The 23,095-nt window shown below is 59.2% G+C and carries 23 protein-coding genes; 16 read left to right on the top strand and 7 right to left on the bottom strand.

Features of this window, described 5'->3' with window-relative positions; all coding sequences use genetic code 11:
• Positions 1-8 precede the first annotated feature (8 nt).
• The 7 genes from V2S86_RS01435 (at position 9) to V2S86_RS01405 (ending at position 4,915) form a co-directional block, all read left to right on the top strand.
• On the top strand, positions 9-758 hold the full coding sequence (locus tag V2S86_RS01435; protein ID WP_330760915.1) for a TonB-dependent siderophore receptor: 750 nt from the start codon (positions 9-11) through the stop codon (positions 756-758).
• On the top strand, positions 701-2,179 hold the full coding sequence (locus V2S86_RS01430) for a TonB-dependent siderophore receptor (RefSeq protein ID WP_330760914.1): 1,479 nt from the start codon (positions 701-703) through the stop codon (positions 2,177-2,179). Before V2S86_RS01435 ends, V2S86_RS01430 begins: the two co-directional genes overlap by 58 nt.
• A gap of 310 nt (positions 2,180-2,489) precedes the next feature.
• Complete coding sequence (locus V2S86_RS01425; RefSeq protein ID WP_330760913.1) at positions 2,490-2,834, top strand: hypothetical protein; 345 nt, start codon at positions 2,490-2,492, stop codon at positions 2,832-2,834.
• 193 nt (positions 2,835-3,027) lie between these two features.
• The gene (locus V2S86_RS01420; RefSeq protein WP_330760912.1) at positions 3,028-3,507 is read left to right on the top strand and encodes a tetratricopeptide repeat protein; all 480 of its coding nucleotides are present in this window, start codon (positions 3,028-3,030) and stop codon (positions 3,505-3,507) included.
• Positions 3,508-3,516: 9 nt separating this feature from the next.
• Entirely contained in the window at positions 3,517-3,948 is a 432-nt protein-coding gene (locus V2S86_RS01415; protein WP_330760911.1) for a GNAT family N-acetyltransferase, read from the top strand.
• Between the two features lie 17 nt (positions 3,949-3,965).
• The gene (locus V2S86_RS01410) at positions 3,966-4,286 is read left to right on the top strand and encodes an isochorismate lyase (RefSeq protein WP_006316853.1); all 321 of its coding nucleotides are present in this window, start codon (positions 3,966-3,968) and stop codon (positions 4,284-4,286) included.
• A 23-nt stretch (positions 4,287-4,309) separates the two neighbouring features.
• Positions 4,310-4,915 (top strand): GNAT family N-acetyltransferase, encoded by a 606-nt coding sequence (locus tag V2S86_RS01405; RefSeq protein ID WP_330760910.1) that lies wholly within the window; start codon positions 4,310-4,312, stop codon positions 4,913-4,915.
• Positions 4,916-4,930: 15 nt separating this feature from the next.
• Here the strand turns inward: V2S86_RS01405 and V2S86_RS01400 are convergent, their stop codons facing one another.
• Entirely contained in the window at positions 4,931-5,356 is a 426-nt protein-coding gene (locus V2S86_RS01400; protein ID WP_330763134.1) for a GNAT family N-acetyltransferase, read from the bottom strand.
• 223 nt (positions 5,357-5,579) lie between these two features.
• Here V2S86_RS01400 and V2S86_RS01395 point away from each other — a divergent pair, with 223 nt between their 5' ends.
• The 7 genes from V2S86_RS01395 (at position 5,580) to V2S86_RS01365 (ending at position 15,007) form a co-directional block, all read left to right on the top strand.
• Positions 5,580-5,945, top strand: coding sequence for an ArsC family reductase (locus V2S86_RS01395; protein ID WP_037431537.1), 366 nt, complete (start codon positions 5,580-5,582; stop codon positions 5,943-5,945).
• Positions 5,942-7,069 (top strand): succinyl-diaminopimelate desuccinylase, encoded by a 1,128-nt coding sequence (gene dapE / locus V2S86_RS01390; protein ID WP_330760909.1) that lies wholly within the window; start codon positions 5,942-5,944, stop codon positions 7,067-7,069. The genes V2S86_RS01395 and dapE overlap by 4 nt, the downstream gene beginning before the upstream one ends.
• Positions 7,066-7,740 (top strand): M15 family metallopeptidase, encoded by a 675-nt coding sequence (locus tag V2S86_RS01385; protein ID WP_330760908.1) that lies wholly within the window; start codon positions 7,066-7,068, stop codon positions 7,738-7,740. Before dapE ends, V2S86_RS01385 begins: the two co-directional genes overlap by 4 nt.
• Positions 7,741-7,742: 2 nt before the next feature.
• Positions 7,743-7,934 carry a YpfN family protein gene (locus V2S86_RS01380; protein WP_311994483.1) on the top strand — a complete coding sequence of 64 codons (192 nt, stop codon included), beginning with the start codon at positions 7,743-7,745 and terminating at the stop codon, positions 7,932-7,934.
• 263 nt (positions 7,935-8,197) lie between these two features.
• Positions 8,198-11,485: a transglutaminase family protein gene (locus tag V2S86_RS01375; protein ID WP_330760907.1), complete on the top strand. Its 3,288-nt coding sequence runs from the start codon at positions 8,198-8,200 to the stop codon at positions 11,483-11,485.
• 106 nt (positions 11,486-11,591) lie between these two features.
• A complete protein-coding gene (locus tag V2S86_RS01370) occupies positions 11,592-14,084 on the top strand; it encodes a circularly permuted type 2 ATP-grasp protein (protein ID WP_330760906.1) in 2,493 nt (830 codons plus the stop codon).
• Positions 14,081-15,007, top strand: coding sequence for a transglutaminase family protein (locus V2S86_RS01365; RefSeq protein ID WP_330760905.1), 927 nt, complete (start codon positions 14,081-14,083; stop codon positions 15,005-15,007). Before V2S86_RS01370 ends, V2S86_RS01365 begins: the two co-directional genes overlap by 4 nt.
• A gap of 38 nt (positions 15,008-15,045) precedes the next feature.
• Here the strand turns inward: V2S86_RS01365 and ypfH are convergent, their stop codons facing one another.
• The 6 genes from ypfH to dapA form a co-directional block, all read right to left on the bottom strand.
• Positions 15,046-15,735, bottom strand: a complete 690-nt coding sequence (gene ypfH, locus V2S86_RS01360) for an esterase (RefSeq protein ID WP_330760904.1) — start codon at positions 15,733-15,735, stop codon at positions 15,046-15,048.
• Between the two features lie 111 nt (positions 15,736-15,846).
• A complete protein-coding gene (locus tag V2S86_RS01355; protein WP_330760903.1) occupies positions 15,847-17,853 on the bottom strand; it encodes a tRNA(Met) cytidine acetyltransferase TmcA in 2,007 nt (668 codons plus the stop codon).
• Between the two features lie 63 nt (positions 17,854-17,916).
• On the bottom strand, positions 17,917-18,783 hold the full coding sequence (ypfJ, locus tag V2S86_RS01350) for a KPN_02809 family neutral zinc metallopeptidase (RefSeq protein WP_330760902.1): 867 nt from the start codon (positions 18,781-18,783) through the stop codon (positions 17,917-17,919).
• Positions 18,784-18,954: 171 nt separating this feature from the next.
• A complete protein-coding gene (purC, locus tag V2S86_RS01345) occupies positions 18,955-19,668 on the bottom strand; it encodes a phosphoribosylaminoimidazolesuccinocarboxamide synthase (protein ID WP_020828051.1) in 714 nt (237 codons plus the stop codon).
• A 251-nt stretch (positions 19,669-19,919) separates the two neighbouring features.
• The gene (gene bamC / locus V2S86_RS01340) at positions 19,920-20,972 is read right to left on the bottom strand and encodes an outer membrane protein assembly factor BamC (protein ID WP_330760901.1); all 1,053 of its coding nucleotides are present in this window, start codon (positions 20,970-20,972) and stop codon (positions 19,920-19,922) included.
• A 16-nt stretch (positions 20,973-20,988) separates the two neighbouring features.
• Entirely contained in the window at positions 20,989-21,870 is an 882-nt protein-coding gene (dapA, locus tag V2S86_RS01335; protein WP_006316875.1) for a 4-hydroxy-tetrahydrodipicolinate synthase, read from the bottom strand.
• Positions 21,871-21,980: 110 nt separating this feature from the next.
• Here dapA and V2S86_RS01330 point away from each other — a divergent pair, with 110 nt between their 5' ends.
• Together V2S86_RS01330 and bcp are read left to right on the top strand one after the other, a co-directional pair.
• Positions 21,981-22,586 (top strand): glycine cleavage system transcriptional repressor, encoded by a 606-nt coding sequence (locus V2S86_RS01330; protein ID WP_199685709.1) that lies wholly within the window; start codon positions 21,981-21,983, stop codon positions 22,584-22,586.
• Positions 22,587-22,588: 2 nt separating this feature from the next.
• Positions 22,589-23,053 (top strand): thioredoxin-dependent thiol peroxidase, encoded by a 465-nt coding sequence (gene bcp / locus V2S86_RS01325; RefSeq protein ID WP_330760900.1) that lies wholly within the window; start codon positions 22,589-22,591, stop codon positions 23,051-23,053.
• Positions 23,054-23,095: the final 42 nt, after the last annotated feature.

The raw sequence follows: 23,095 nt of genomic DNA, 5'->3' as shown, positions 1-23,095 counted from the left end.
ACTTATCCATGGCTAGTTTCATGATTCGCCTTTCCGGAGGAGCGCTGCTGTGCCTTCCGGTCATGGTTGCACAAGCTGCGGGTACCGAGCAGGCCGCCCGCACTCAGAAAGAAGACACTCTTGAGGTGGTCGCTGCGCCCTTCAGCGATGACGGCAGCACCGAGAACACCGGTTCCTATACCACCAAACAGATGACCACGGCGACCGGGTTGCCGCTGAGCATCAAGGATACGCCGCAGGCGGTCTCGGTGATGACTCGCCAGCAAATGGACGATCTCAACGCGACGTCGCTGAAGGAAATCCTGCGCTGGTCCACCGGCGTCAGCGAAAGCAATTACGATAGCGAACGCTCCTCGTTCAACTACCGTGGTTTCAGCGTTGATAGCTATCAATACGACGGTGTCCCCACCTTCTTTGACTCCGGCTATTCCGGCGGGGAGTCGGAGATTGACGCGATCACGCTGGATCACGTGGAGATCGTTAGGGGTGCTGCAGGTTTGCTGAACGGTAACGGCAATCCGGGCGCCGTCATCAATCTGGTCAGAAAGAAAGCGTCCAGCCTTTCGCCTTTTGCCCGCGCCGAACTTTCCGCCGGTTCCTGGGATCACTATCGCACCACGGTTGATGTCGGGACGCCGCTCAATGACGAAGGCACCGTCAGGGTGCGCATCGCCGCCGCCGGTGAACGCAGCGCTCCTTTATGGAACGGCATCAGGAGCGTAAAGGCACCCTCTACGGTACGCTGGAGGCCGATTTGAGCAGCAATACCCTGCTGCGCCTGGGGGCTGATTATCAGCAAAACAGGCCGAAAGCCTCCACCTGGGGCGGCGCGTTGCCGACCGGCTGGTTCAGCGACGGCAGCGAGATTAACTGGGATCGGCACTATAACGGCGCCTCTGACTGGTCGAGCTGGGATACCACCCTGACCACCCAGTTTGCCACGCTGGAACATGAGTTCGATAACAGTTGGAAAGGCGTGGTCAACTATACCCACAGCCGCCAGGCTTTCGATGCCAAAATGGCGATGAGCCTCGGCGGGCTGATCGATCCGGCAACCTGGGCGGTGCAACCTGCAAACCCTTATGCCGGGCGCTATGAAGGCTACCGGGACCAACATGCGATAGACATGAAGTTGAACGGTGACTTCGCCCTGCTGGGCCGCAGCCACACATTTGTGGTAGGCAGCTCCTCTGCCTGGCAGCACAGCTACAGCACCTATCGCAGCGCCACCTACTCACAGCAGTTCAGCGGTAGCCTGCGGGATTGGAACGGCGGCCAGGGCGAGCCTGAGTGGTCGGATAAAATGCCGCAAATGGATTACCGCACGCGGCAGATCGGCGTTTACGGCAGCGCCGATTTCTCGCTGACGGATCGGCTGGATCTGGTGCTCGGCGCCCGTTTCAACAGCTTTAAAAACACCACGGCCACCATCGCCAACAAAGTCACTCCGTTCGTGGGAACCGTCTATAAGCTGACCGAACAGATCTCTGCCTATGCCAGCTACACCGACATATTCAAGGATCAAAACCTGCTCGACAGCAGCGGCCACTACCTGGCGCCGATTGAAGGGGTGAATAAAGAGGTGGGTATCAAGGCCGCGCTGCTGGATGACCGGCTCAACGTTTCGCTGTCGGCGTTCCGCATCACGCAGGACAATCTCGGGGTGCAGGACGAGAACGCCGGCGATCCGAACTCGCTGCAACAGACCTATCATGAGAGCCAGGGCGCGACTAGCAAAGGTGTCGAGTTCGAACTGAGCGGTGAGCTGGCGCAGGGCTGGAACGCCCAGTTCGGCATCACCCACTTCTCACTGAAAGACAAGGACAAGGTTAATCTCAACACCGAGCAGCCGCGCACCCGCATCAACCTGTTCACCACCTATCAGCTGACGGGCGCCCTGCGTGACCTGACGCTGGGTGGCGGCGCACGCTGGCAGAGCAGCGTTTACGCCAACGTCACCGGGGCCAACAACGGCGAGTTTGTGGATCGCAAGGTCGAGCAAGGATCTTATGTCCTGTTCGATGCGATGGCGCGTTACAAACTCACCCCGCAGACCTCAGTGCAGCTTAATCTGAACAACGTTTTTGATGAAAAATACTACTCGCAGGTGAATTTCTACAGCACCCGCAACTATGGCGAGCCACGTAACCTGATGCTGACGCTGAAGCACGAGTTCTGATCGCCCTGCCATAAAAAACCGGCCCCGGACAACGGGGCCGCGTCTTTCTACGACGTTTCCCCGCTATTGGCCGTTGGCGAAGTTTCTCGCAAACGTGAAACCTTTAAACATAAACCCATTTCATGAGTAACAATCGGATAGTATTTGGGTATCCCCCGCCCTAACGGGAGTCTGTTTTCTATGTCACTAGCTACCCGACTACATGAATAACGTAAAAAGTTAGGGCCTTACTACCGGCCAGAGGATCGAGATGATCACCGAGCCGGTGACAGTTGATTATCCACATTGCGCCAGCCACGGAGGGCACAACATGAACATAACTTTTACCCCGGAACCCATTCCCGAGTTGACGATCACAGGCATTGAGCTGCCCGAACTGGGTTTTGGTATCGGCGAGCCGTTGCAAATTACGCTGCGACCGGATGGGCTGTGGATCACCGTCGTCACCGATGACGCCATCTGGGAGGCACTCTGCGAAGCCAGCCAGCACAGCCCGGATCTTGGCGCAGACTGGGTACGGGAGAACGGCGAGCTGGTAATTGGTGGAGATTGGCTGACCGAGGCGGGGATCACCGAGGCCGGGCAATTGGAAGTCACCTCTGCTCCCGGAGTGATCCGGTTGCAGCGGCGGGAGATTGAGGGATTCGAGGCTTAGAAACACTCACCCCGGCCAAGGCCGGGGTTGGATAAGTGGAGGTTTCGCACCCAAAACCCCTTTTCCTCCTTGCAGCGCGCCCTGCGGGAATAATCCGGCTGCCCCCTTACTGACCTCTATATTTCTTGTAGGATCAATCCTTCCGTAGTAGCGTGCCAAGGGTAGAAAAACCCCACTTTTCTGAGGCCATGACATGTCCCCTACGCTGACGATCGAACAATTGAAACAGCTGGGCCGCTATCAGGAAGCGACCGAACTGGCGCAGCAGCAGTTGCTGCAAAAACCGGAAGATGCCGCGCTGCACTACCAATTAGCCTGCCTGTACGACGTGCAGGGATTTGAGCAGCAGGCGATCCCCTGCTACCTCGCGGCGCTGGCGCGTACTCTGCCGGCGGCGCAGCGGCAGGAAGCCTGGCTTGGCCTGGGCAGCACCTACCGCGCACTCGGGCTGTATCAGCCATCGCTGGCCGCCTTCGATAAAGGGCTGGCCGAGTTCCCGCAAGCCAGGGAACTCACCCTGTTCCGCGCCATGACGCTGTACAACCTGGGGGAAACCAAGCAAGCGGTGGCCGATCTGCTGCTGCTGTTGGCAGAAACCTCCTCGCATCGCGACATCAGCAGCTACCAGCGCGCTATCCGTCAATATGCCGCCGATCTGGACCGCATCGGCTAGGAGACCAGCATGGAGATTGTGACCACCCCAAACCGCTACCGCATCGACTGGCCACAATTGGCCGCGTTGTTGGCCGCCGCCGGGCTGGGCCAGCGTGACCCGCATCAGCTACAGCGCGTTTATCAGCACAGCCAGTTTTGCTATTGGGGATACCTCGACGGCGAACTGGTGGCCACCGCCCACGCCATCAGCGACATGACCTCGGTGGCTTACCTGGCCGACGTGGCTATCCATCCGCACTATCAGGGCCGCGGGCTGGGCAGGCTGCTGATGGACCGGGTCATGCAGGATTTGGCGCCGCTCGGCAAGGTGTTTATCTATTCGGTACCCGACAAACTGGAATTCTACAAAAAGTACCACTTCCACGAACTGACTACCGGCATGGTCTATGCCGAGGGTCCGGCCTTGGCCCGCCTGCAGCAAAGCGGCTACGTACGCTAAAAAAAGGAAACCCAAAGTTGATCATCGAGAACAAGCTCTCTCCGCAAGACTGTGCGGGCATGAGCGATATCCGCGCGGAAATCGATATGCTGGACGAACACATCATTAAACTGATCGCCCAGCGCTTTGCCTACGTGAAGGCCGCCGCAAAATTCAAAACCAGCCCCGATGCGGTACGTGCCAAAGAGCGCTTCGAGGCCATGCTGCAACAACGAAGAGCCTGGGCCGATGAGCAGGGCTTAAGCCCGGAAGTGATAGAAAAAATGTATCGCGATCTGGTTAATTATTTTATTGGCGAAGAGATGAAACACTGGTCGCGTGAAAACGGCGAAAAGTGAATTCGAGGGGGAAATAGCGGCAAATGTCTGACTCATCCTGGCTTATCGAAACCGAGCTGAAAAGCAAAACCGTCAGCCTGATCCCTCTGCGCAAAGATCATGCGGTGGCGCTGGTGCAGGCGGCCGCTGATGGGCGCCTCTGGGAACTTTGGTTTACTTCGGCGCCCAACGAAAACACCGTCGATGATTATGTCGGTTTCGCCCTGAGCGAACAGGCCGCCGGGCGGGCGTTGCCTTTTGTCGTGGTGCATAACGACACGCAAAAGATTGTCGGCACCACCCGCATTTGCAATGCCGATGGGCACAACCGCCGCGTTGAAATTGGCTATACCTGGTATGCCAAAAGCCATCAGAGAACCGCCGTCAACACCGAGTGCAAACGCCTGCTGCTCGGCTATGCATTCGAAGCGCTGGCGGTGATTGCCGTTGAATTTCGCACCCACTGGCACAATCACGCCTCGAGAACGGCTATCGCGCGTTTGGGCGCCAAGCAGGACGGCGTGCTGAGAAACCACCAGAAAAATGCCGATGGCAGCTATCGCGATACGGTGGTTTTCTCGATCATCGACCATGAATGGCCAATGGTTAAAAAAAGCCTGGAGTATAAATTACGCCAGACCAGAGAGTGATTGCCGCGGGTCAAGTTATAAGGTCTTCATCATGAAAATTCGGCTGGTGCCTGCCGGCAGGCAAGGCACTTCGCCAAAGCGCGTCCAACCGTTCAGTTCGTAAAAACTCGGTGCCTGGAAGCTGATGGTGTACAGCACCGCGGAAACGCACCCCCTACGGCGCCCTTCCAGCTCGAAGCGGCGCAGCAGTTCGCTACCCAGGCCGGCCCCCCGCATTGATGCAGGCAGGTAAAACAAATCCACAAACAACAAGCCCAGCGAGGAGCGCCCGGTAATGCCGCCAAGCACCTCACCGCTGCTCGGATCTTTCACCGTCACCGCCAATGGGCGACGATCGCTGCTGCCGGTCACCTCGTCGTTATACTGATTCAGCCCTTCCGCGATCAGCGCTTCTATTTTATCGACGGCGTGCTCGGTAGTTTCGATACGGTATTTTTCCACATTACTCTCTCCGATAGGATGGCAGGTTGCCGCATTCAGATTAGCAAACATTCGCCGCATTGAATGCGCCCGAATTTTTTCGCCCTTTCCCTGGCTTTCGGACCATTGGACGGTGGAACTCGCCGCCATTTTTCGGCATGCTGGGCGCTGGTTTTCATTTACCGCCACGGCGGTTTACCACTGGCGCCATGCCGGTGTTGGGTGCAGAGAAGGTTCTTATTCCATGACGTTGACCATGTACGGCATCAAAAATTGTGACACCATCAAAAAAGCGCGCCGCTGGCTGGAAGAGCAAGGCGTGGCTTATCAATTTCATGACTACCGCGCCGACGGGCTGGATGAACAGCAGTTGCGCGGGTTCGTCGAACGTCTGGGCTGGGAACCGCTGCTGAATACCCGCGGCACCACCTGGCGCAAGCTGGATGAAGCGCAGCGCAACGCCTGCGACAACGCCGATGCGGCCATCGCGCTGATGCTGGCGCAGCCGGCAATCATCAAACGCCCGTTGCTGGACGACGGCAAGGGACACGCCCTGCTCGGCTTCAGCGCCGAAGGCTACCAGCAATTTATTTCTGAGGTAACAGCATGATTTGCCCGGTTATCGAACTGGCTCAACAGCTCATCAAACGCCCGTCCCTCAGCCCGCACGACGAAGGCTGCCAGGCGCTGATGATTGAACGTCTGCAAGCGATTGGTTTTACCGTTGAGCCGATGCCCTTCGGCGACACCCTGAACTTCTGGGCCTGGCGCGGCGAAGGGCAGACTCTGGCGTTTGCCGGCCACACCGACGTGGTGCCGACCGGCGATGAAAAACGCTGGGACAACCCGCCGTTTGAACCCACCATTCGCGACGGCATGCTGTATGGCCGCGGCGCAGCGGACATGAAAGGTTCGCTGGCGGCGATGGTGGTGGCGGCGGAGCGCTTTGTGGCGGCCAACCCGCATCATCAGGGCCGCCTGGCGTTCCTGATCACCTCCGACGAAGAGGCCAGCGCCACCCACGGCACGGTGAAAGTGGTGGAAACGCTGATGGAGCGCAACGAGCGCCTGGATTATTGCCTGGTCGGCGAGCCGTCCAGCACCGAACGCGTCGGCGACGTGGTGAAGAACGGCCGTCGCGGTTCGATCACCGCCAACCTGCACATTCACGGCATTCAGGGCCACGTCGCCTATCCGCACCTGGCGGATAACCCCGTACATCGCGCCATGCCTGCGCTCAATGAGCTGGTGGCGACCGAGTGGGATCGCGGCAATGAATTCTTCCCGCCGACCAGCATGCAGATCGCCAACGTGCAGGCCGGTACCGGCAGCAACAACGTGATCCCGGGCGAGATGTTCGTCCAGTTCAACTTCCGTTTCAGCACCGAGTCAACCGACGCGACGATAAAACAGCGCGTGGAAGAGCTGCTGGAGCGGCATCAGTTGAACTACAGCATCGAATGGCGTTTGTCCGGCCAGCCGTTCCTGACCGCGCGCGGTGCGCTGGTGGACGCGGTAGTTAACGCCGTCGAACACTATTCTGAACTGACGCCGCAGTTGCTGACCACCGGCGGGACCTCGGACGGCCGCTTTATCGCCCAAATGGGGGCGCAGGTGGTTGAACTGGGGCCGGTCAATGCGACCATCCACAAGGTCAATGAATGCGTACACGCCGCCGATTTGCAGCTGCTGAGCCGCATGTATCAGCGCATTATGGAGCAGTTGGTCGCATGATCACGCCGGCAATGCTGACCGGGCTCTCGACCGATCATCTGGCGCCGTTGAGCGGTAACCATCGCCTGCAACCCGCGGCGGTGACCGCGTTCCGCGCCATGCAACAGGCGGCGCGGGCGGCCGGGTTCGATCTGCAGCCCGCCAGCACATTTCGTGATTTCGATCGGCAACTGGCGATCTGGAATGGCAAATTCTGCGGCGAACGACCAGTATTAGATAAAGACAGTCGGCCGCTCGACATCGAGCCGCTGTCCGCCGCCGAGCGCTGCGAAGCGATCCTGCGCTGGTCCGCCCTGCCGGGTGCCAGCCGCCATCACTGGGGCAGCGATCTGGACGTGTACGACCCTTCTTTGTTGCCGGAAGGGCAAAAGCTGCAGTTGGAGCCGTGGGAATATGAGGAAGGCGGTTACTTTTATCCGCTCAATCAGTGGATGACGGAACATATGGCCGAATTTGGTTTTTATCGCCCGTTCACCGAAGACGGCGACGGCGTGGCGGTAGAACCCTGGCATCTGAGCTACCGGCCGCTGGCGCAGCAAGCCGAGCATCTGCTGACGCCTGCGCTGCTGCTGGCCGCCTGGCAAAATAAGGACGTTGCCGGTGCCGACTGGCTTGAACGCCATCTGCCCGCAATATTTTCACGTTTTATACGCAGTGAAGGAAAGGAGTAAACATGCAATGGTTAGCTGACTACTGGTGGATTATCCTGCTGATTTTAGTCGGGATGATCATCAGCGGGATCAAAGAGCTGCGTCGCGTCGACGTAAAACGTTACCTCGCCGATAAGCCGGAATTGCCGCCACACCGCGATAATAATGCCCAGTGGGACGACGAAGACGACAACTGGCCGAAGAAAAAACCCTGACCGCCCGTACGCGCCGCCTTCCGAGGGCGGCGCTTCATTTTGCTCTCTTTCCCGCAGAAAAAAGAATCGACTTCTCAAAAAATTGCCTCTAGATTTAACCCTAATTGGTTAACGTGATGGTCATCACACTCCCAGCAGGTAAAACGGTCTGAATACAGACGGGAGTTAACCAAAGCACCACCCTCCACGGTAACGGCTACAGCATGGCATCAGCAGACTGATGTGACCCGATTTCAGATTCCCCTATTCTGAGGCTCGAGCTTATGGCTATTAATATCGCGCTAAACCACGTTACCGAATACCGCTACGACCGACGCATCAACCTGGGTCCCCAAGTCATACGCCTGCGCCCTGCCGCGCACAGCCGCACCTCCATTCTGGCCTATTCACTGAAAGTGACCCCGGAAAACCACTTTATCAACTGGCAGCAGGATCCTAACGGCAACTACCTGGCCAGGCTGGTGTTCCCGGAAAAAACCGACCACTTCCGCGTGGAAGTGGATATGCGCGTTGAGATGTCGGTGATTAACCCCTTCGATTTCTTCCTGGAGCCGCAGGCGGAACATATTCCCTTTTGCTATTCGGAAGAGCAGAAAATCGAGCTGGCGCCTTATCTGCACTGCCAGCCGCTGACCCCCGAGCTGGAAAGCTACCTGAGCGGCATTCCCGATGAAGCCCGGCGCAGCGCGGAATTCCTGGTGGCGATCAACCAGCAGTTGCAGCAACACATCGGTTACACCATCCGCATGGAACCGGGCGTACAGACGCCGGAAGAGACGCTGACCCTGCGCAGCGGTTCGTGTCGCGACTCCGCCTGGCTGCTGGTACAGATCCTGCGCAACCTCGGGCTGGCCGCACGCTTCGTATCCGGCTATCTGATTCAGTTGACGCCGGACGTCAAATCGCTGGATGGCCCGTCGGGGCCGGAGGAAGATTTTACCGATCTGCACGCCTGGACCGAGGTTTACCTGCCCGGTGCCGGTTGGATTGGCCTGGATCCCACCTCCGGATTGTTTGCCGGTGAAGGTCATATTCCGCTGGCCTGCACGCCGGAACCGTCCAGCGCCGCCCCCATCAGCGGCGCGATTGATGAGTGCGAATGCGAATTTGAGCACCTGATGGCCGTCGTCCGCGTGGACGAAGTGCCGCGCGTGACCAAGCCCTACAGCGAGGAACAATGGCAGACCATCGACGCGCTCGGTTATCGGATTGACAGCGATTTGCAGGCCAACGGCGTTCATCTGACGATGGGCGGCGAACCGACGTTCGTCGCCGTCGACGATCCTGACGGCGATGAATGGAATACCGACGCTTTGGGGCCAACCAAGCGCCTGCGCGCCGCCGACCTGTTCCTGCGCATGCGCGAGCGCTACGCCCCCGCCGGGCTGGTGCATTTTGGCCAGGGTAAATGGTACCCCGGCGAACAACTGCCGCGCTGGTCGCTCAACTGCTTCTGGCGCCGCGACGGCGAGCCGCTGGCCGATCCGGCCATGTTTGCCGACGAACGCGAACCTTCAGCGGTCACCACCGCGCAGGCGGCGGATTTCCTGCAACGCGTCGCGCAGTATCTGGGGGTTTCCGGCCAGCATATCTTCCCGGCTTATGAAGACCCGCTCTACTACCTGTGGCGCGAACGGCGTCTGCCGGACAACGTCGATCCGTCGGATTCCCGGCTGGAAGATCCGCTGGAGCGAGCGCGGTTGCGCAAGGTGTTCGAACAAGGTCTGGGGGCCGTCATCGGCCAGGTTCTGCCGCTGGCCAGAGAAGAGAACCAGCCGTGGCAAAGCGGCTCCTGGTTCCTGCGCAGCGAACACTGCTACCTGCTGCCGGGCGATTCACCGCTGGGTTACCGCCTGCCGCTGGATTCTCAACCCTGGGTACATAAAAGCGACTATCCCTATATTCACAGCGCCGATCCGCATCAACCTTTCCCGACGCTGCCGGCCTACCGGCAGCTGCTGCAATCGCATGCATCTGCGGCCGAAAATGCCCGGCCTCAGCCGGTAACCCAGCGCCCGGAGCAAAAACAGTCCGCGGACTGGATTGCCCGCACCGCGCTGTGCGCCGAGCCGCGCAACGGTATTCTTTATCTGTTCATGCCGCCGACGCGCTCGCTGGAAGATTACCTGCAGGTAGTGGAGGCCATTGAGGCCACGTCATTGTCGCTGGGCATTCCGGTGGTGCTGGAAGGCTACGAACCGCCTTCTGACCCGCGCCTGACCTGTTTTCGCATCACTCCCGATCCCGGCGTCATCGAGGTCAACATTCAGCCGGCGGCCAGTTGGGGCGAACTGGTGGAGCAGACCACCTTCCTGTACGACGCCGCACGCCAGTCGCGCCTGACCACCGAAAAATTCATGGTCGATGGCCGCCATACCGGCACCGGCGGCGGCAACCATATGGTGATGGGCGGCGCCACCCCGGCGGAAAGCCCGTTCCTGCGCCGCCCGGACGTGCTGCGCAGCCTGATCGGCTATTGGCATAACCACCCGTCGCTTTCCTATCTGTTCTCCGGCCTGTTTATCGGCCCGACCAGTCAGGCGCCGCGCATTGACGAGGCGCGTAACGATTCGGTCTATGAAATGGAGATTGCCTTTAGCCGCTTCCCGGAGCCGGGAGAGGAAGCGCAGCCCTGGCTTATCGACCGCCTGCTGCGCAACCTGCTGATCGACTCCAGCGGCAATACCCATAGGGCGGAGTTCTGCATCGACAAACTCTATTCGCCAGATGGCCCCAGCGGCCGTCTGGGGCTGCTGGAACTGCGCGCTTTTGAAATGCCGCCGCATGCCCGGATGTCGCTCACCCAACAGTTATTGTTGCGGGCGTTGCTGGCCCGTTTTTGGCAACAGCCTTATCAACCGGAGCGGCTGCGCCGTTGGGGCACCGAACTGCACGACCGCTTCATGCTGCCGCACTTTGTGCGCCAGGACTTTAACGACGTGCTCGCCGAACTGCGTGAATTTGGCTACCCGTTTGAAGCTACCTGGTTCGACGCACACTTCGCCTTCCGCTTTCCGCAGCATGGCGAATTTTCCGCCGATGGCGTCCAGGTGCAAATCGACCATGCACTGGAACCCTGGCATGTGATGGGCGAAGAAGGTGCAAGCGGCGGAACCGTGCGCTATGTTGACTCATCCGTCGAGCGTCTGCAGATCAGGGTCACCGGGTTTAATGACGATCGCCACCAGGTGACCGTCAATGGCCGCCCGGTACCGCTGCAACCCACCGGCAACGTCGGCGAGGCGGTCGGCGCCGTTCGCTATCGGGCATGGCAACCCGCAGCCAGCCTGCATCCCACCATTGGCGTGCACGCGCCGCTGACCGTTGAGCTGGTGGATACCTGGATGCAACGTTCGCTGGGCGGCTGCCAGTACCACGTCGCCCATCCGGGCGGACGCAGCCACGATACCCATCCGATCAACGCCTATGAGGCCGAAGGACGCAGGCTGGCGCGTTTCTTGCAAATGGGTCATACGCCTGGAAAATTAACCCTCGAACCCCAGACGCGCAATCCGAACTTCCCGTTCACGCTCGATTTGCGCTGGAAATAGGGGGTCGATACCGAGGAGAGCGCAAGTCGGTACCAGGAAGGTGCCGGCCTGCGCCGCAAGGGAGCTGCCGTCGCAGGACCTCATGGAAAACGGGAACGCAAAGCCTATGCCGCAATCACTTTTTGCCCGCTATCGCCACTCGCAAGCGCATTATGACGAGCTGTTTGCCGGCGAGGCGACCTTTCGCCCGCACTGGCAGCGTTTTGCCGCCGAGCTGGCCGCCTATCCGGACGAACAGCTGCAAAGCCGCCTCAACCACGTGGCGCGCCAGATTTTTGAAAATGGCGTCACTTATAACGTCTACGCCGATCCGCAAGGGGTTAAACGCCCCTGGGAACTGGATCTGCTGCCGCAGATTATTCCCCACGACGAATGGCAGCAGATAGAATCCGGCATTGCCCAACGTGCGGAACTGATGAACCGCATCCTGGCCGACGTGTACGGTGAGCAGACCCTGCTGCGCGACGGCCTGCTGCCGCCTGCGCTGGTACATGGGCATGCCGGTTTTCTGCGCCCGGCGCACGGCATTCGCTGCCCGGGCAACGTTTACCTGCATCTGTACGCCGTCGATTTGGCCCGTTCAGCCGATGGCCGCTGGTGGGCGCTGGCCGATCGCGCCCAGGCCCCTTCCGGCGCCGGCTACGCGCTGGAAAACCGTACGGTGATTTCCCGCGCTTTCCCGGAACAGTTCAGGGATCTGAAGGTGCAGCGGCTGAATACCTTTTTCCGCACGCTGCAACAGAGCCTGCGCCACTGGGCACCCTTCGCCGCCGGTGATGGCGAAACCCCGCATATCGTGGTGTTGACCCCCGGCCCTTACAATGAAACCTATTTCGAGCATGCCTATCTGGCGCGGCATCTGGGGTTCCCGCTGGTGGAAGGCCAGGATTTGATGGTGTCCCAGGGGCGCGTCTGGCTGAAAACCCTGGACGGCCTGCAGCGCGTGCATGTGATTTTACGGCGGCAGGATGATGACTTCTGCGATCCGCTGGAGGCGCGTCCCGACTCTTCGCTGGGCATTCCGGGATTGTTCCAGGCGGCACGAGAGGGCCAGGTGCTGATCGCCAATGCGCTCGGTTCCAGCCTGATTGAAACCGGTGCGCTGTACGGCTTTCTGCCAAACCTCAGCCAACAGATCCTCGGGCAGCCGCTGCAGTTGCCTTCCGTCGCTTCCTGGTGGTGCGGTGAAAGCCCCGCGCGGGAAACGGTGCTGGAAAACCTGCCTAACCTGATTATCAAAGGCGCTTTCCCGCAGCTGCGCATCAGAACCTGCATCGCCGGCGATCTGAGCGCCACCGAGCTGGCTCAGCTAAAGGAACGCATCCGCGCGCGCCCTTACAACTATGTCGCCCAAGAGCTGATCGGCCTGTCGCAAGCGCCGGGCCTGTCCTCGCGTCCGCCCTACCAGTTACAAAACCATACCACCTGCCTGCGAGTCTTTGCCGTCGCCACCCCAGACGGCTACCGGGTGATGCCCGGCGGCTTGACCCGCATCTCCGGCCCCAACAGCCGCCGGATCGTGACCATGCAGCAGGGCGGCGGCAGCAAGGATACCTGGGTGCTGGCACCGCCTTCCGCGCCACCGCCACGGCCCGGCGTGATGGCGCAAGAGTTGCCGCCGACCGGCCACAGGCTGTCGACGCGGGTGATTGAAAACTTATTCTGGCTGGGCCGCTATACCGAGCGCTGCGACAACATCGCTCGCCTGCTGCGCACCACCCTCACCCTGCGGCTCGACGAAGACGAAGGCAGCGAACAGCAGCATAAAGCCGTGATGCAGCTTTGCCTCCACTACGGTCTGTTGCCGAACGACGAAGCCTCCCCGCTTGAAGAACTGGCGCCGCAACAGTTGAACACCCTGCTGCTGGAAGCGCTGTTCAATCCGGAGATTCCACAGGGGTTTGCCGGCACCTTGCAGCAACTGCTGCGTATCGGTTTTCAACTGCGTGAGCGGCTTTCGCTGGACAACTGGCATATCCTCAACCGGCTGGCCAAGGATCTGGAACAGCGCCATCAGGCCCAGCGCTGGAACCTGGCGGAGGCGCTGGCGTTTCTCGATCAGGCGATCGGGCATATGATGGCGCTCTCCGGTTTTGCGCTGGACGGCATGACGCGTGACTTGGGCTGGCGCTTCCTCAGTATTGGCCGGCGGCTGGAACGCCTGCAGCAGGTGACGCATATGCTGACGCTGGTGCTGGACGATGACGAAGTGCGCGACGCCGGGCTGGAATGGTGGCTGGAGTTGTGCGACAGCACCATTACCTACCGCTCCAGTTATCCGCAGCGGCCGGATCTGGCCACTGCCCTGCCGCTGTTGTTGACCAGCCCGGAGAATCCGCGCTCGGTGATGTTCCTGCTGAAGGGGCTGGTGGAATACCTGAAAAAACTGACCGATCAGTTCGGGCCTTTTACCGAACAGGCCATTTTCGATCTGCCGGAGAAAATGGCCGCCCTGGGTCATGCCGGGTTTGCCGGCGGCTCGCAACCTTTGTCAGAATCGGTGTCGCAGTTGCAGCTGGCGCTGGACCGGCTGTCCGATCAGATTGGCCTGCGCTTCTTCAACCATGGCCCCCACTACAGCACGGGAAACGACGAATGAGCCAGAGCCAAACTCAAACTGCCGGCCAATCCCTCGCGCCTGCCGGCGGATGCCGCTATAGCGTCAGCCACGTGACCGAATACCAGTACAGCCTGCCGGTGCCGCATTCGCGCCAGTTGCTGCGGCTGTCGCCGCGCGATCTGGCCTGGCAACAGTGCCACGCTTCGCGGATCCAGGTGGATCCACAGCCCGAGGAGTGGTTTGAACTGGGGGATTTTTATGGCAATCGCCTGGTGCAATTCGCCCTGCGGACGCCGCATACCCAACTGACCGTGCGGGTGGATTCGCAGGTGCTGGTCTTGCCGCACGCCGCGCAATGGGTGGCGGAAAACAGCCTGTCCTGGGAGCGGGTGCGCCGGCAGTTGGCCAATGGGGGTACCGAAGTGCTGGACCCCATTCAATACCTCTTTCCCTCCACCTTTATTCCCACCGATAACGCACTGAGCCACTATGCTCTGCCGAGCTTTACCCCGGAGCGGCCGCTGCTGTCGGCGTTGTTGGATTTTACCGGGCGCATTTTCAACGACTTTACCTTTGATCCGACGGCCACCACCATCGCCACGCCGGTAGAAACCCTGTTGCGGGAGAAAAAAGGGGTTTGTCAGGACTTTGCTCATCTGCAAATTGCCTGCCTGCGTTCGCTGGGATTGGCAGCGCGCTATGTCAGCGGCTATATCCTCACGCAGCCGCCGCCGGGAGAGGAACGTATGATTGGCGCCGATGCCTCTCACGCCTGGGTTTCGGTTTATTGCCCGCCGTACGGCTGGGTAGATATCGATCCGACCAACAATGTGTTGGCCGATACCCAGCACATTACCGTGGCCTGGGGCCGCGATTTCGGCGATGTCAGCCCGATGCACGGCATTATTTTTGGCGGGGGCGCTCACCGGTTGGACGTTCAGGTTACGGTGATGCCGCAATGACAGCGGGCGCAGCATAGCCGCGCCCGTCGGGGAGAATATTAACGAAAGGCGATCAAGTCGCCGCGTTTGCCAAACAGCGCTTCATCCCAGTAGCGCTGAGGTACGTAGTAGTGCAACCGCTCAAGGGCACTATTCATCATGCCCTGATTGATGCCGTGCCCGATGCCCTGCTCCACGTCCAGCGTGAAATCCACGCCGACGGCCTGCAACCGTTTCGCCGCCGCTTTGGCGTGCTGCACCGCGATCACCGCATCCTCTTCGCCGTGGATCAAATGCACGACGCTGTCGCCGAAAGCTTGCTCCGGCAGGCCGGCAAAGCGCCCGCTGAAGGCCACCACGCGGCCGGCCAGTTTAGCTTCCGCTTTCAAGGCTTCCAGCGCCATGATCGATCCCTGAGAAAAACCGACCAACGCGGTCCCGGCGTAACCGACGCCGCTCTGCTGTTGCCAGTAGCGCACGATTTCGACGAACTGCGGCATTACCTGTGCAATACGCTCGGCGCGATTCTCTTCAGTCACGCCCTGCACCGAGAACCATTGGCGCCCCTTGCCGTTATCGAAAGCCACCGGGCCGCCGATACTGACGACCTGCGCCTGCGGGAAATCTTTGGCGAAGTAGCTGCCGATCTCGCCCATTGACACCGGGTTATCGCCGACACCGTGAAACAGCAAGATCAGCTGTACCGCCGGTGTTGCCGGGCTTTGGACAACGAAATGCTCATGTTTCATGGTGACTCCTCGTCTTCATCGGATATCGCCCGGAGGTGCCGGGCCGTTGGCGTCTACTATACGCCGCCGAGAAATCAGGAAAATCGGGTTTTATTGAACAACATTGTCGATTTATTGCAATAACTGCGACTGCGCCCAGTTGCGCCAGCGCAGACAGTGCTGCGCATCCACCTGTTCGAGCGCCTGCGCCGCCTCCAGCCGCCAGTGGCGCAGCAAGGCTTTTTGGCCACTGAGGCCAAACTGCGTCACGCACTCTGCCGTCGTCCTTTGCTGTTGCAGATGCCCGCGCAGCGCGGGCAGCGGCAGGCCGCTTGCCAGCAACAAGCGTTGCAACGCCCCCAGGCTGGCCTCCAACGGCCGGTGGGCGAAGGAAAACCCGGCCAGTTCACGCCAATCGTCCTCACTCAGCTGCGTATCGCCGTCATCGCCGGTGATCTCCAGCTGCAGAGCAACCCGTTGCTGCAACCAGCGCCAATCGCGCGCCAGATGCTTATGCGCCGCATACCGCAGCGCTTCCCCCTGCTCGCTCAACGCCAGAATGGCCATGGCGGTATAGCAGCCGCTGCTGGCCTCCGTCTTGCTGCCGATGCGCACCAGCTCAAAACCGCAGGATTGCCAAAAGCGCCACAGCGGCTCGGTGTAGCCAAAACTGACCGAAAGGAAATCCAGCCCCTGTGCCTGTTGGCGTTGCTGCGCGATCAGGCGGCGGGCAATGCCCTGTTGGCGCAAGGCGGGCAGTACCGCAATACGGGTAATACGGCGCGAACGCAGCGTCGGCGCCCACCACTGGCCGCCATGCGCCGCCAGCGACTGAGCCACCAGGTTGCCGCGCGGCCGCCGTCGCCCCGCCCAGACCTCATGCGCCAGTTCGGCGCTCAGCCCCCCTTCATCCACCAGCCACAGCGCGCCAACCACGTCTTCTTCCACCTGCGCCAAACCAAAGTGCATGCCGGGCGCATCCATCAGCCGCCGTAAATCGAGCGGCGAGGTGCGGTAATGGGCACTGCTCAGCAGAGCGTAGAAACGCGCCAATCGTTGGGGATCGGCGCACAGCGCGCTCTGTTCGACCAGGCTGAAACGAACGGCCTGATCGGTCGCCCGCCATGCCGGTTGTTCGTTGAACAACAGAGCATTATCTATCACCCGCTCCAGCGCATCGCCTTCGGCCCAGCGCATGGGTTGCCGCAATCCTAATGGCCGGAAAGAAGGCAGCCCGGCACAGAACTTCAGCAAAAAACCCCGGCCGGTGCCTTCATAGCCCTGCACGGTGGTAGTCAGCAATACACGAGGGAAATAACTGACCAACTGCTGCAACAGCGGGCCAGGAATAGCCGCCGCTTCGTCCACCAGCAACCAGCCCACACCGCTGACGTCATGTTCGCGGCAATGGGCGAGCAGCGTATCCGGTGCCCAGAACTGCGCACGCCCCTGCGCCCATTCGCCGGCGACGTCGGTGGCGGCACGGCTCGGCCCGGTAATCCAGCAGGTTAGCGTCGTGTTCGCTACCAGCATACCAGCCAGCGTCGACTTGCCGCGGCCACGTGCCGCGGTCAGTACCCAGACACCCGCCGAGGCATTCAGCAGTTGTTCCAGCAGCCTTTGTTGTTCGGCGGTGGGGCGGCCGTCGGGCACCTGCCAAGGCGGGCGTTCCGGCAACGCCGCCAACTCAAGCGACTCGTCCTGTCGCCAAAGCGTGACTTCGCTGTCCGCCGCCAGGTGGCGTTGCAGATGATGGATAAAATGCGGGGTGGTGATCGGCTGAGGGCAATCGCTCCAGCGCAGGCTGTCGGCGTCCGGCTGCTGATGCCACTGGCGCCAGGGCGGCGTCAGCAACAACAGCCAACTGCCGGCACGCAGCGTACCCGCCAGCGCCGCCAGGGCTTCAACATCCAGGGCCGTTGTCGCGTCAAACACCGCATGCAACCGCTCTTGCCCCAACAGGGTTCGCACCGCGCCGCTCGCCAGAGGTTGCAGGCCGGCCGGCGGGTTTTCCCCCACCCACGGCCAATCGCCCGCCAGGCTCGCAGCCAGCTGTTGCGCCTGTTGGCGGCACCATTGCGGTTCACCGCTGAGCACCAGCAAGCGCCTGATGCCCTGCTGCTGCATAAGTTGTTGCATTGCCTGTAACAAGGCTGTGTTCCTGCCTAAAAAAATGCCGGAGTCAGGCTCCGGCACGGTATGTTAACGGGATGCGAAGGTGTTGCAGGTATTAGGATCGCCGCTGTCGAAGCCCTGTTTGAACCAGGTATAACGCTGTTGCGAGGTGCCGTGGGTGAAGCTGTCCGGCACTACGCGCCCCTGGCCCTGCTGCTGCAAACGGTCGTCGCCGATCGCCTGCGCGGCGTTCAATGCCGCCTGCAAGTCGCCTTCTTCCAACATCTGCTGTTTCTCGGCATATTTGCCCCAAACGCCGGCAAAGCAGTCCGCCTGCAGTTCCATTTTAACCGACAGGCGGTTCACTTCAGCCTGGCTGGCGCCCTGTTGCATCTGACGCACTTTAGGTTCAATGCCCAGCAGGTTCTGCACGTGGTGGCCGACTTCGTGCGCCACCACATAGGCCTGCGCAAAGTCACCGCCGGCACCCAACTTGGTTTTCATGTCCTGGTAGAACGACAGATCGATATACACCGTTTTGTCACCCGGGCAGTAAAACGGCCCCATCGCCGCCTGACCGGTACCGCAGTTGGTGCGCGTCACGCCGCGATACATCACCAGCTTGGGCGGTTGATAGGTTTTGCCCATACGCTGGAAAACTTCTTTCCAGTTATCTTCGGTAGAAGCCAGCACCACCGAGGTAAATTTGGCCAACTCATCGTCTTTTGGACTGATGCTGGCACTCTGTTGTTGAGTTTGCGGACTCACGTCACCGCCGTTCAACAGCGGTGAGAGATCGATGCCGTAATAGCCGGCCACCAGCACCACCACCAGAATGACGATGCCGCCTTTGCCGCCGATGGGCGCACGAAAACCACCGCCGCCACCCAGACCTGAAGACTGCCCGCGACGATCCTCAACATTGTCACTTTCCCGACGCCCTTGCCAACGCATAAGTAAACTCCAGATTAGGTTTTTAATAATCGTAGGAAACTAGCCCACTGATTGCCATTATAAATGGTTAACGATGCGGGAAATGTAGAATTTTTCTGGAAATGCAGGCAGAGGAGAAAATGAATGACGGGGCGCTCCGGCTGGATGGCCCCGTTATTGCGGCAAGAGCGCTTAGTCCAGCTTCACGCCGATGCGGCGCGCCACTTCTTCGTAGGCCTCGATCAGGCCACCCAGGCTCTGACGGAAACGGTCTTTGTCCATCTTGTCCAGGGTGTTTTTGTCCCACAGGCGGCTGCCGTCCGGCGAGAACTCATCACCCAGCACCACTTCGCCGTTGAACAGACCGAACTCCAGCTTGAAGTCGACCAGGATCAGGCCCGCGTCGTCAAACAGCTTGCTCAGTACGTCGTTCGCCTTGTAGCTCAGCTCACGCATGCGCGCCAGATGCTCTTTGTTCACCCAGCCGAAGGTTTCGCAATAGGATTCGTTGACCATCGGATCGTGCATCGCATCGTTTTTCAGGAACAGGTCGAACAACGGCGGGTTCAGCACCAGGCCTTCTTCAATGCCCAAACGCTTCACCAGCGAACCGGCGGCGCGGTTGCGGATCACGCATTCGACCGGCACCATGTCGAGCTTCTTCACCAGCACTTCGTTGTCTGACAGCAGGCGTTCCATTTGCGTCGGGATGCCGGCTTCTTCCAGTTTGCTCATGATGAAATGGTTGAACTTGTTGTTCACCATGCCTTTACGATCAAACTGCTCAATGCGCTGACCATCCAGTGCTGACGTATCGTTGCGGAACTCTAACACCAGCAGATCGGGGTTTTCGGTGGTGTAGACGGTTTTTGCCTTTCCGCGATACAACTCAGCTAGCTTTTGCATCTTACATACTCCAATAAAGAATTGTTTTAAAAACGCTTCAACACACAGGTGTGATATACCCAAAATAATTGGAGTTACAGCAAGGCGGCAAGGGCAGGAATCCCCGGGAGCTTACTCAAGTAAGTGACTGGGGTGAGTGCACGCAGCCAACACAGCTGTAGCTTCAAGAATGATGGGTATATTGTGCCAAACCTGCGACGCAAACGATACCGTGCCGACAAAACAAAAAGGGGCCGCGGCCCCTTTTTGAGTTATTTAACGCTGGTTTTACTGAACGCAGCCTGGAATGCCGCGACCAATCCGTCGTTTTGCGACTGGGTCAACGGCTTCCCTTTCGGATCGATAAATTGCAGGCTGGTGCGGTTGTTCAAATCCCCCACCTGCAGTTTGTAATCGCCTTCCGTCAGTTCAGGATCTTTGGCGCCCAATGCATCCCAGTCGCTACCGCTCAGGGATTTGTAGGTCACGGCGACGGTGCCCTGCGGACGGCTGCGGTCACCCACTTTCATCCCCAGTTTTTCCAACGCCGCAGGCAGGCGATCCCACACTACGGTGTACGGACCACGCACGACCAGCATCGGCAAGCCGGTGTCATCCGCGCCGCTCTGCACGTCCAGCGCGCCGAAGCGGTTGGCCGTTTGGCTGCTCGCCAGGTTGTCCTGCTTGTCCAGGCCCTCAACGAGAGTGTTCATCATCATGCCGTTGTAGCGCTGCACTTCAGAAGGGTCGGTAATCTGCTCGGTTTTGCCCTGCTGCTGCAAACCAACGGTTTTCACCACCAGCGCCTGCTGGTAGCCCTGCTGCTGCACGCTGATCTGGTAGCGGCCTTCGTACTGGTTGTCTTCATCCAGACGGTTCCACTTCACCCAATCGGTAGTCAGGGTCTGGCCGGCATCCTGACGTGAGGCAATCGCGATATTTTTCGTCTGCAACATGCTGACGACGCGTGACCACAGGTTCTGGTTTTGCGGGCTGTTTTCCAGCAGCAGCGTACCGCTGTCGCCGGCATATTGCGCACGTGAACCGCTCAGCAACGCCAACGGCTGCACCGGCGGACGAATATCCAGTTGCTTGCCAACGCTGCCTTTCAGCGTGGTTGCCGGAACATCATAATTCCCGCTCTGCACCGGCAGGATCATACCGGCCGGCGCGTTCAACGATTTGAGCTCCGACGCGTTGAGGTATGACTCATCGCCGCTGACCTGGCGTTTGTAACGTTGATCGGTGGTACAGGCGGCCAGCATCATAACCAGCGAAATACCCACGACTTTTGCTACCGTCGACTTTTGCAATGAATAAACCATCAAATTTCCCTTAGAGTTACAGCAAACCGGCGCTTTTCAACGCACGCTCAACGATCGGGCGAGCAGCGTCGGTCAACGGCGTCATAGGCAGACGCATCGTATCGGTTGCCATCAATCCCAATGCCTTACAGGCCCATTTCACCGGAATTGGGTTTGCTTCTACAAACAAATCCTGATGCAACGGCATCAAGCGCTGATTCAAGCGGCGGGCTTCAGCAAAGTTGCCCTGTGCTGCCAGCGTGCAAAGCTGCGCCATTTCACGCGCCGCCACGTTGGCCGTCACGGAAATCACCCCTTTGCCGCCCAGTTGCATGAAATCCAGACCGCTGGCGTCATCGCCGCTCAGCAAAATGAAATCTTCATCATCAACCAGCACTTGGATCTGACTTACACGACTTAAGTTCCCTGTTGCCTCTTTAACAGCAACAATATTCTTGATTTTTGCTAAACGCGCAATCACCGGCGGCAGCATGTCACAACCGGTGCGTGAAGGCACGTTATAGAGGATCTGCGGCAGCGCGGTGCTTTCGGCAATCGCCTTGAAGTGCTGGTACAGCCCTTCCTGGGTCGGCTTATTGTAGTAAGGCGTTACCGTCAGGCAACCCACTACGCCGGTATTTTCGAAGCTTTTGGTCAGCGAAATGGCTTCGGCAGTGGCGTTGGAGCCCGTACCGGCGATCACCGGAATGCGGCCTGCGGCCAGCTCCAGCGTCTGCAATACCACTTCAACGTGCTCGTCATGGGCAAGCGTTGCGGACTCGCCGGTCGTCCCTACGGAAACAATGGCCGAGGTCCCACTGGCTACATGATAATCAATCAGTTTTTTTAGGCTCGCACGATCGACAGCACCTTTGTCGTCCATCGGCGTAACCAGTGCAACAATACTTCCCGTAAACATTGGCCGTCCCCTCCACAAACAAGTCACTCATGGTACTTTTGCTGCCTATCCAAAAGCAAGCAAACAACAGCGTTGTAAGCGCTTGGCAGGCGGTTTTTTTTATGTTTACCATGGTAACCCCATTGAGCACGACAGGAAGATCCATTTTGCCTAAGCCAGATGAACACTATCTCGTGATTACCGCGCTCGGCGCCGACCGCCCCGGAATCGTTAATGCCATCACCCGCCACGTCAGCAGCTGCGGGTGCAATATCGAAGATAGCCGTCTGGCCATGCTGGGTGAGGAGTTCACTTTCATCATGCTGCTTTCCGGCAGTTGGAACGCGATTACCCTGATTGAATCCACTCTGCCGCAAAAAGGCGCGGAGCTTGAGCTGCTGATTGTGATGAAACGCACCAACTCGCATGAAAGGCCCCCCATGCCGGCCACGGTGTGGGTGCAGGTTGAGGTGAAAGACTCTCCGCACATCATCGAGCGCTTCACCGATCTGTTCGACTCCAGCCAGATGAACATTGCCGAGCTGGTGTCCAGAACCCAACCGGCGGAAGGTCACCTGCCGCCGCAGCTTTACATTCAGATCACCGCGCACAGCCCCGGCGACGCGGATGCATCAAATATCGAACAAGCCTTTCATCGCCTATGTACAGAATTGAACGCACAAGGCAGTATTAGCGTTGTTAACTATCCACAGCATGATGAGAAAGATGGAGAGTAGTGATGAGCCCATTGAAAGCCGGTGACACAGCGCCGAAATTTAGTTTGCCTGACCAGGACGGTGAGGAAATTAATTTGGCCGACTTCCAGGGACAGCGAGTGCTTGTTTATTTTTATCCCAAAGCGATGACGCCGGGTTGTACCGTTCAGGCCTGTGGCCTGCGGGATAACATGGATGAGTTGAAAAAAGCGGGTGTCGAAGTGCTGGGCATCAGCACGGATAAACCAGAGAAGCTGTCGCGTTTTGCCGAGAAAGAGTTGTTAAACTTCACGCTGTTATCTGATGAGGATCATCAGGTGGCGCAGCAGTTCGGCGTTTGGGGTGAAAAAACCTTCATGGGGAAAACCTATGACGGTATTCACCGCATCAGCTTCCTGATTGATGCCAAAGGTAAAGTCGAGAAAGTGTTCGATGATTTCAAAACCACCAATCATCACGACATCGTTCTGAGTTACCTGCAGCAATAATTCTCACGAAGCGCAGCGGCCTGGCCCGCTGCGCTTCGTCAT

Source organism: Serratia sp. C2(1) (assembly GCF_036352655.1).
Taxonomy (GTDB): Bacteria; Pseudomonadota; Gammaproteobacteria; order Enterobacterales; family Enterobacteriaceae; genus Serratia; species Serratia inhibens.
This window is presented reverse-complemented; position numbering and strand designations above follow the sequence as displayed.